This window comes from Methanospirillum sp. (assembly GCF_035560735.1).
Classification (GTDB): Archaea; Halobacteriota; Methanomicrobia; order Methanomicrobiales; family Methanospirillaceae; genus Methanospirillum.
Genome location: NZ_DATMYY010000282.1, coordinates 1 through 6,870 on the forward strand (window position 1 = coordinate 1; position 6,870 = coordinate 6,870).

Genomic DNA, 6,870 nt, shown 5'->3' on the forward strand with positions numbered 1-6,870 from the left:
TTGTAATATCGTCGTTATTTTGATGATGCATTAATAATTTCTGAAAAAAATGTGGGAGGAGGGATTCGAACCCCCGAACGCCTGCGCGATAGGACCCTAAATCCTACTCCTTTGACCTGGCTCGGATACTCCCACGCAATAATGAGATAGAGGTTTAACAGGGATATCAGGCAGCTTCCGGGGTGCTTCCCCCGTCGAGGACCTGTCTTACCTGTGCCTGTAGTTTTTCAAATTTCTCTTGAAGTGCTTTTTCCTGACGCTCGATGGACTTTATTCTGACTTCAAATGTTTCCACTTTCTCATTCAGTTTTTCCAGTACCTGCTCGCGCGGTTTTTCAATAACTACAGTTCCCACTGTCATGTATACCGCGGCCCCTTCAGGAGCATCACCAAGTTCTTCCGATGCTCTTCTTGCCTCTTGAGCAGCAAGTTCGTACTGGTTTTTTTGGTTTACTACAGTCTGTAACTGTTGCTGCAGTTGTTGCAGCATATTTATCTGATTTTGCACCTTGGGTGGAATTGAATTCATAATGAGGTTCCCTCTATCATTATACCTGCTCTGATTTGAGTGCTATCAATCATCTCGGATGCAACCTGTATGAGGCGTAGCCATGAGTTTAACGATGCCCGGAGTGCGGGAAGGTCTGTGGCAGAAATTGATATCTCCAAGCATTCATGGGATATCATCCGGCACTGTCCATGAGATCTGAATCCATTTTTTTCATCCTCTTCTTCAGGAGCAACTGCTTTACAAATGATTAATGCAGAATTTGTCTCTATCCTGAATAATGCAGAATGCATGGTATTCTATTCCGTCTTTCCCAGTTTCAAAAAACTCTGACGACGTTGTGGGCCATCGATAATAAGGACTGGTATGTCATTATCCTGAATGAAAACCGGAAATAATGGGTTTAGCCTTTCATACAATCCTTTATCTGATGTAATGACCCCTCTGGTTAATACTCCCTCACGTGATCTACATTCATATGTAGTGATCTTTCGTTCAAGTTCAGGGGACCCGTTGTGGTACCAACGTAACATGAGGCCTTTCTCGTCATGAGAGATGATGAAAAAAGATGATTCTGTATCTAAAAGTTCCCGAATACCTCGTTTGCCGCGGGCGATATACCGTGCCCCTAAAGCAAATGCGAGATCCTTTGCCACACCTCTACTTTCAGTGGTTGAACGGCGTGATGTGGTTACCAGAGTCATCGGGCTTTCAGTTCTTTGATCGCTGCTCCTCGTTCTTTGAAGAGTATCCGGTGCCCACAAAATGGACAGCGGACATTTATATCGATCTCAACCTTCTGTTTGCACCGGGCACATTTATATGAGCCTGGCATGGTAGGTTTATCCCTCCTTTACTGTTCGCTCAATTGCGCGGAGTGCAATCTTCAGGTTTGGAGTAACCGGGACGTATGCGCCGCCAGCATATTTAAACTGACACTTTTTGCACTCCCAGATTCCTGTTCCGACTCTCCGGACAGTAATATTGTCACACCGTGGACATGTGTGAGCAGCTTTTGATATTACTTCAATTTCACGAACACGTTTGCGGATAAATCTACCATATCGTGGGCCAAAGCGACCTGTTGATCCGGAAACCCTTCCTTTGGCCTTTGTCTTGACACTACCCATACAAGATACCTCTATCGAATGTCCTTTGTTATATGTTCTGAATCCACTTATAGTTACTTGATAAGTTTGGTCTCGGCTTCTCCACGACTAATCTTGTTGATCAGATCGTAGAATTCGTTTTGTATTCCTGCCGGGATAGTTACAACACAGATCCAAGAACCATCTTTCTGCCACTCTTGTTGCTCTATTGAAGCTGAAGACTGGATTTCGCCATAGGCACGGGGTGCATAATCTGCGGGAATATGTACAGCGACCTTGACCTCCTCAAATTTTATTGGGATGAGGGGTCGAAGCAGTTTCATCGTATCCTTGACAAGTTCTTCCAGACTGCGGAAGGGATCGATGTTTACTTTGGCTTCTTCCATTGCCATCTCGATTCTTTGAGGGGGATGTGGATGACCCGTTTGCGGGTTGATTGCATTTCGTGCAATGAAGAATATCACTTGCCGGCGTTTTTCTACTATCATAGCCCTGCGCTGCTCAGCAGTGAGGTGAATCTCTCCCTTCGTTATGATCTTTGTTGCAATCTCCTGGAAAGATATTGTTCCGAATGCTTTCTTCAGAGATTCATCTGATGCTTTCTCTGCCTGCGATGCGTTTTCGAATATGTAGAGGGCAGCAACTGCATCCTCTATCTCAATTGAATTACCCTGACGGATTTTTGCTGCGATATCTGGATCTACCAGAATTTCAAACCGTTCTCCATGGCTCTCAATTCTGGCAACCACTGCATGATCTAGTGGTATCATCCTCTCATCCCCTCTTGCCGCCCTGCTTACGCGGGCTGATCAATGTATGTTGCGACTTCTTCCCGGGTCATCTTTCTGAAGATGCCTTCACTTCGTGAAATCACTCCGATTTCTACAGTAGAGACATCAAACTTCCCTTCAGTAGCTTCATGGAGTGCTTTTAGCCCGAGTTTTATTGCATCATCCAGTGAACACTCGTAGGTATACTCCTCTTCAAAGAGTTTCATTACAGCCGGCCTTCCGGTACCTATCCCTGTTGCTTTGTATTCCAGAAGTGTACCACTTGGATCAGTTTCGAAAAGTCTGAACTCACCGTCAGATATACCTGTAATTAATAGAGCTGTCCCATATGGTCTGGCTCCACCAAACTGGGTATATGTCTGCATATGATCCCCGAGTTTCTTTGAAAGCGTCTCGACATCAATGGGTTCGTCATATGAGATACGGTTTATCTGTGCCTCGACTCGTGCTCTGTCTACCAGAGCTCGTGCATCACCAACAAGTCCTGAAGAAGCAACTCCGATGTGCTCATCAATCTTGAAGATCTTCTCAATCGAATTTGCTTCAAGAAGGCGGGAGTTGATTCGTTTGTCAACGATCAGAACCACTCCATCCTGGCATTTAATTCCGACAGCAGTAGTTCCTCTTTTGACCGCTTCACGGGCGTACTCAACCTGATAGAGTCGTCCGTCAGGACTGAAGACGGTTATCGCCCGATCATATGCAGCTTGGTTATTATTCATCATAGTGCAGGTCCTCGATATCCTCTTCTGTTATATAGAGGGGTATATTAGGATTAATTCCCTTCTCTTTCAGATCGATCCATCCCCGTGGTAAAATTCTTACAGAAAACCATTCCTCATGAAATTTAACTCTGCATGACCTGTATGAATTATCACTCTTGCAGATCTCTTCTCTGATTGTCTTGATAGTACCTGATGTTTTCAGTGGGTGTAAAACTGCTATTGCACCTTTTATATTAGTAACCGTAGCCATTGCAGTCTCAACTTTCTGCTCATACCCTCTTCTGAATCTGATAATAGTATATGGCTGTGAGTACTCCATTACCGCAACCCAGGCATATGATGCCTGAATCTCTCCAAAAAGTGAGTTAAATGAATCTGATATTGCCAGGTAGATATCTTTGGCATCAATCTGCTCTTTCGATACAACTCTTGTGAGAATGTACCGGTAATTTTCCCGCATTGAGGGTCTGAGCCTCATTCAGAAATCTCCTGAACAGATCTATTTTTTACCAGAAGGCTGGGAACAGATGAAAATGACCTGCAGATAAGATCCATGTCCATCCCTATCTCTGCAAGAAGCATCTTTACAGCCCTGACACTTCTCATGTCATACGGTGTTAGGGCGCCGGTTGAGATTGTGAGTGGAAATTCATACCTGTTCTGCAAAAGAAGAAGTTCTTCATAGACCCGAATCACCCGCTCCCTTGATACTCCTCTCAGTTCCCAGAGTGGTCTGACCCTGATATCTATGGCAATATTTCGTTCGGCGGCAAGTTGTGCACAGAATCGGTCGAATGCATTTTTAGGGGCAATATGGAGATCACAAAGAGCGTGAACTCCGGAAAGGGTTAAGAGAGAACGGTTTAACCCGTTTTCTCCTGCCTGGGCCATGCAGTATTGATCTTTTCCTGTAGGGTCCTGGACATCTCTCTGGATTTTTTTAAGATTAGTCCCTCTGATATACCGGGCTGGAACTATTTGAAAACTGCCCGCAGGTATTTGATTCTGGTTTATACCGCAGGCAACCATCCCGCTATATCCAAGTTCTTTCAATTCGCTGATCGTACGATTGACCGAACAGGAACCTGATTGAAATAAGAATATACAGCCGTCAATATACTGCATTAAAAAAAGGTTATTTGGCCCGGTTGGCATTGGACCTGACGCTGGGGCGGCACTTTTCAGTACCAATTCCACGCTTGCCCATTCCACGGCCTTTCATACCAGCACTGGTTTTTCCACGCTCTGCACGACCGCGGTGTCCGGTCTGGCTGATCCAGTTGAGATTGGAATCATTGATGACTGACGGGTGGTGTGGATCAACTAAAATAACCTCGTACCACTTCTGTTTTCCGTCCTCACCAACCCAGTATGAGTTCAGGGCTTCCATGTTCGGGTATTTTCTGCTGGCCCGCTCTTCTGCGATCCGCTGAATACTCTTCCCCATGGTGCGCTTATTGATACCCATCCGTGCAGTTCTGCGGGCTCTGACATACCGGGACGCTCTTCGACCACCACGGCGGACTTTCACTCGTACAACAACAATTCCCTGTTTTGCTTTGTAGCCGAGTGAACGTGCCCGGTCAATTCTAGTTGGCCGGGTGACACGCACTACGCTGCCCTCCCTGCGCCATACTTGCATACGCTCCCAGAGGAGGGCACGAACTCCGGACTTTGCCGGAACTTTCCATGCATCCCTGACGTATGCATACATCGATTTTGCCATAATATCTCCAAGGTTCAGCCTGTAATCAGGCTACATTCCTAAACGGGACTTGTCCCGTCTTCCTTACTTTATGGGAAGCACTGCTATTTATTGCCGTTCCTTTATGGGTGCTGCCCCTTCTGTTTCTCATCTACCCGGATTTCTTTTATGAGAGTGACAGGGTACTGTCCGTTATCGTCTTTTTCTGCAGATTTTACCATATCCCATATGGTTAAGAGTGCCGTGCTGACCCCTACCAGGGCTTCCATTTCAACTCCTGTCTTTCCGCTTGAGATGACCTTCACGCGCGCTGTGATGGATGTTTCATCCTGTTCAAAATCAATGTCAATTCCATGGACCGGAATATTGTGGCACATTGGAATAATTCTGAAGGTGTCCTTTATTGCGAGGGTTGCTGCTACCCGTGCAGTTGCGAGAACATTCCCCTTAATGGTAGATCCAGTTGCAATGGCCTTTAGTGTCTCTGGACGCAGTATAATTGTTCCCGAAGCTAAGGCTTCGCGGCTGACTTCGTTCTTTGACGAAACATCAACCATACGGACGCGATCATCTGTTATATGTGTAAATTCCGTCATGGGTCCCTCTCTATAATATGTCTGTAGAGGATTTGAGGAATGGCAGAAATGAGATCCTGGGCAGTGAGTCCGTATCCGGTCTGCTTTGTAACGAGTTCTCCGGCAGATCCGGTTGCATAGGCTCCGACACATGCGGCATCAAATGATGGAAGCACAGCAAATAATGCTCCGCATACGCCTGCAAGAACGTCTCCGGTCCCACCTGTTGTCATCGCAGGCGTTCCGGTCTGGTTAAATCTGATCCGCTTTCCATCTGATATAATGTCCGTCACTCCTTTCAGGAGTATCGTTCCGTTATCTGATGCCCTTTTAACTACATCAGCCCGGGCATGAATTTCTGCCCCTGGATTAATCCCGGTAATGCGTGTAAATTCACCTGCATGAGGGGTATATATTGTTTCTTTTGCGACAGGGAGGGGAAGACGCAGGGCATCAGCATCAAATACTGCTTTTTTACAGAAAGGGGCGATTTTAGTGACAACTTCATGTGAATCAGGTCCGAGTCCCATGCCGCAGATGACAACATCAGCATTCTCACACAGGTTGGCAAGATTATCAATGTCATCTTCTGATACCTGTTTATTCTTGGTTGGTATGTGAATAAGGTCAGGGAACTGGAGAGGAGAGGGTGATGCTACACGGACGATGTCTGCTCCTGCCCTGAGTGCAGCCATACCTGCAAGATAAGGTGCTCCCTGATAAGGTCCTCCTCCTATGACAAGGAGGGTTCCTCCGATTCCTTTATGCGCTGAAGGATTCCTGTCCGGGATCATGAGCAAATCCCCAGGACCTGTGCTAATCTCCGCAAGAACGGGGATACCAATATCAGCAGTTTCTGCCCCTTCTGACTTTGCCCGATGGAATGAACATATTATTGTGGGAATAATACCAGGGGTGGGTATATCTGCTGATATTATCGGTAATTTTGTTTCATTGGCGAGGATTACACAACTCTTATGAGGTTCTCTTACATCTCCTGCCATACCGGTTCCAAGCAGGGCATCTAGTATCAGGTTAGATCGTGAAAAGAGGTGTTTTAAGGAATAAACATCGTCCCTGCATCGTACTGGGAGAAGTTTTACTGCACATTTTTGGAGAATAGATAATTGTGTTTTGCATGCAGGAGACATGGTTGAACTATTGTGATAAATGACTGTGACCTCTGTCTCATGTGCAAGAAGCCGTGCAGCAACCATGCCATCTCCTCCGTTATTTCCTGAACCACATAGGATTAGAATAGAGGCAGGATGATATCTGCGGACGACCTCGACAAGGGCGTGCCCGGCATTCTCCATAAGTTGAAGATCACTGACTCCAAGGGCCATTGCATTTGCATCTATTACCCTCATTCTTTCAGGAGAGATGATCTGTCCATCAAGATATTTTTTTATCTGGTTTGAATCTGTCCAAAACCTCATATTATCATCTACTGTCTC

12 protein-coding genes and 1 tRNA gene are annotated in these 6,870 nt (G+C 45.9%); all 13 read right to left on the reverse strand.

Annotated features, from left to right (window positions below; genetic code table 11):
- Positions 1–50: 50 nt before the first annotated feature.
- Positions 51–135: transfer RNA gene (locus tag VN429_RS08015), tRNA-Leu, on the reverse strand.
- A gap of 31 nt (positions 136–166) precedes the next feature.
- Entirely contained in the window at positions 167–529 is a 363-nt protein-coding gene (locus VN429_RS08020) for a prefoldin subunit beta (protein ID WP_325631875.1), read from the reverse strand.
- On the reverse strand, positions 526–801 hold the full coding sequence (locus tag VN429_RS12575) for a KEOPS complex subunit Pcc1 (RefSeq protein ID WP_414675297.1): 276 nt from the start codon (positions 799–801) through the stop codon (positions 526–528). The genes VN429_RS08020 and VN429_RS12575 overlap by 4 nt, the downstream gene beginning before the upstream one ends.
- A 6-nt stretch (positions 802–807) precedes the next feature.
- Positions 808–1,212, reverse strand: coding sequence for a hypothetical protein (locus VN429_RS08025; protein ID WP_325631877.1), 405 nt, complete (start codon positions 1,210–1,212; stop codon positions 808–810).
- Complete coding sequence (locus VN429_RS08030; RefSeq protein ID WP_109940869.1) at positions 1,209–1,343, reverse strand: DNA-directed RNA polymerase subunit P; 135 nt, start codon at positions 1,341–1,343, stop codon at positions 1,209–1,211. Before VN429_RS08030 ends, VN429_RS08025 begins: the two co-directional genes overlap by 4 nt.
- 7 nt (positions 1,344–1,350) lie before the next feature.
- Positions 1,351–1,638 carry a 50S ribosomal protein L37ae gene (locus VN429_RS08035; RefSeq protein ID WP_325631883.1) on the reverse strand — a complete coding sequence of 96 codons (288 nt, stop codon included), beginning with the start codon at positions 1,636–1,638 and terminating at the stop codon, positions 1,351–1,353.
- 53 nt (positions 1,639–1,691) lie between these two features.
- A complete protein-coding gene (locus VN429_RS08040; protein ID WP_325631885.1) occupies positions 1,692–2,387 on the reverse strand; it encodes a ribosome assembly factor SBDS in 696 nt (231 codons plus the stop codon).
- 26 nt (positions 2,388–2,413) lie between these two features.
- Positions 2,414–3,133, reverse strand: coding sequence for an archaeal proteasome endopeptidase complex subunit alpha (gene psmA / locus VN429_RS08045; protein WP_325631887.1), 720 nt, complete (start codon positions 3,131–3,133; stop codon positions 2,414–2,416).
- Positions 3,123–3,611 (reverse strand): Rpp14/Pop5 family protein, encoded by a 489-nt coding sequence (locus tag VN429_RS08050; protein WP_325631889.1) that lies wholly within the window; start codon positions 3,609–3,611, stop codon positions 3,123–3,125. Before VN429_RS08050 ends, psmA begins: the two co-directional genes overlap by 11 nt.
- On the reverse strand, positions 3,608–4,288 hold the full coding sequence (locus VN429_RS08055; RefSeq protein WP_325631891.1) for an RNase P subunit p30 family protein: 681 nt from the start codon (positions 4,286–4,288) through the stop codon (positions 3,608–3,610). Before VN429_RS08055 ends, VN429_RS08050 begins: the two co-directional genes overlap by 4 nt.
- The gene (locus VN429_RS08060; protein ID WP_109970007.1) at positions 4,269–4,859 is read right to left on the reverse strand and encodes a 50S ribosomal protein L15e; all 591 of its coding nucleotides are present in this window, start codon (positions 4,857–4,859) and stop codon (positions 4,269–4,271) included. The genes VN429_RS08055 and VN429_RS08060 overlap by 20 nt, the downstream gene beginning before the upstream one ends.
- 101 nt (positions 4,860–4,960) lie before the next feature.
- The gene (moaC, locus tag VN429_RS08065) at positions 4,961–5,434 is read right to left on the reverse strand and encodes a cyclic pyranopterin monophosphate synthase MoaC (protein ID WP_325631895.1); all 474 of its coding nucleotides are present in this window, start codon (positions 5,432–5,434) and stop codon (positions 4,961–4,963) included.
- Positions 5,431–6,852, reverse strand: coding sequence for an NAD(P)H-hydrate dehydratase (locus VN429_RS08070; RefSeq protein WP_325631897.1), 1,422 nt, complete (start codon positions 6,850–6,852; stop codon positions 5,431–5,433). The genes moaC and VN429_RS08070 overlap by 4 nt, the downstream gene beginning before the upstream one ends.
- Positions 6,853–6,870: the final 18 nt, after the last annotated feature.

Bases quoted from the DNA above. Each gene is read 5' to 3' on its own strand.
- VN429_RS08020 (WP_325631875.1), bottom strand. From the start codon at position 529: ATGAATTCAATTCCACCCAAGGTGCAAAATCAGATAAATATGCTGCAA.
- VN429_RS12575 (WP_414675297.1), bottom strand. From the start codon at position 801: ATGCATTCTGCATTATTCAGGATAGAGACAAATTCTGCATTAATCATT.
- VN429_RS08025 (WP_325631877.1), bottom strand. From the start codon at position 1,212: ATGACTCTGGTAACCACATCACGCCGTTCAACCACTGAAAGTAGAGGT.
- VN429_RS08030 (WP_109940869.1), bottom strand. From the start codon at position 1,343: ATGCCAGGCTCATATAAATGTGCCCGGTGCAAACAGAAGGTTGAGATC.
- VN429_RS08035 (WP_325631883.1), bottom strand. From the start codon at position 1,638: ATGGGTAGTGTCAAGACAAAGGCCAAAGGAAGGGTTTCCGGATCAACA.
- VN429_RS08040 (WP_325631885.1), bottom strand. From the start codon at position 2,387: ATGATACCACTAGATCATGCAGTGGTTGCCAGAATTGAGAGCCATGGA.
- psmA (WP_325631887.1), bottom strand. From the start codon at position 3,133: ATGATGAATAATAACCAAGCTGCATATGATCGGGCGATAACCGTCTTC.
- VN429_RS08050 (WP_325631889.1), bottom strand. From the start codon at position 3,611: ATGAGGCTCAGACCCTCAATGCGGGAAAATTACCGGTACATTCTCACA.
- VN429_RS08055 (WP_325631891.1), bottom strand. From the start codon at position 4,288: ATGCCAACCGGGCCAAATAACCTTTTTTTAATGCAGTATATTGACGGC.
- VN429_RS08060 (WP_109970007.1), bottom strand. From the start codon at position 4,859: ATGGCAAAATCGATGTATGCATACGTCAGGGATGCATGGAAAGTTCCG.
- moaC (WP_325631895.1), bottom strand. From the start codon at position 5,434: ATGACGGAATTTACACATATAACAGATGATCGCGTCCGTATGGTTGAT.
- VN429_RS08070 (WP_325631897.1), bottom strand. From the start codon at position 6,852: ATGAGGTTTTGGACAGATTCAAACCAGATAAAAAAATATCTTGATGGA.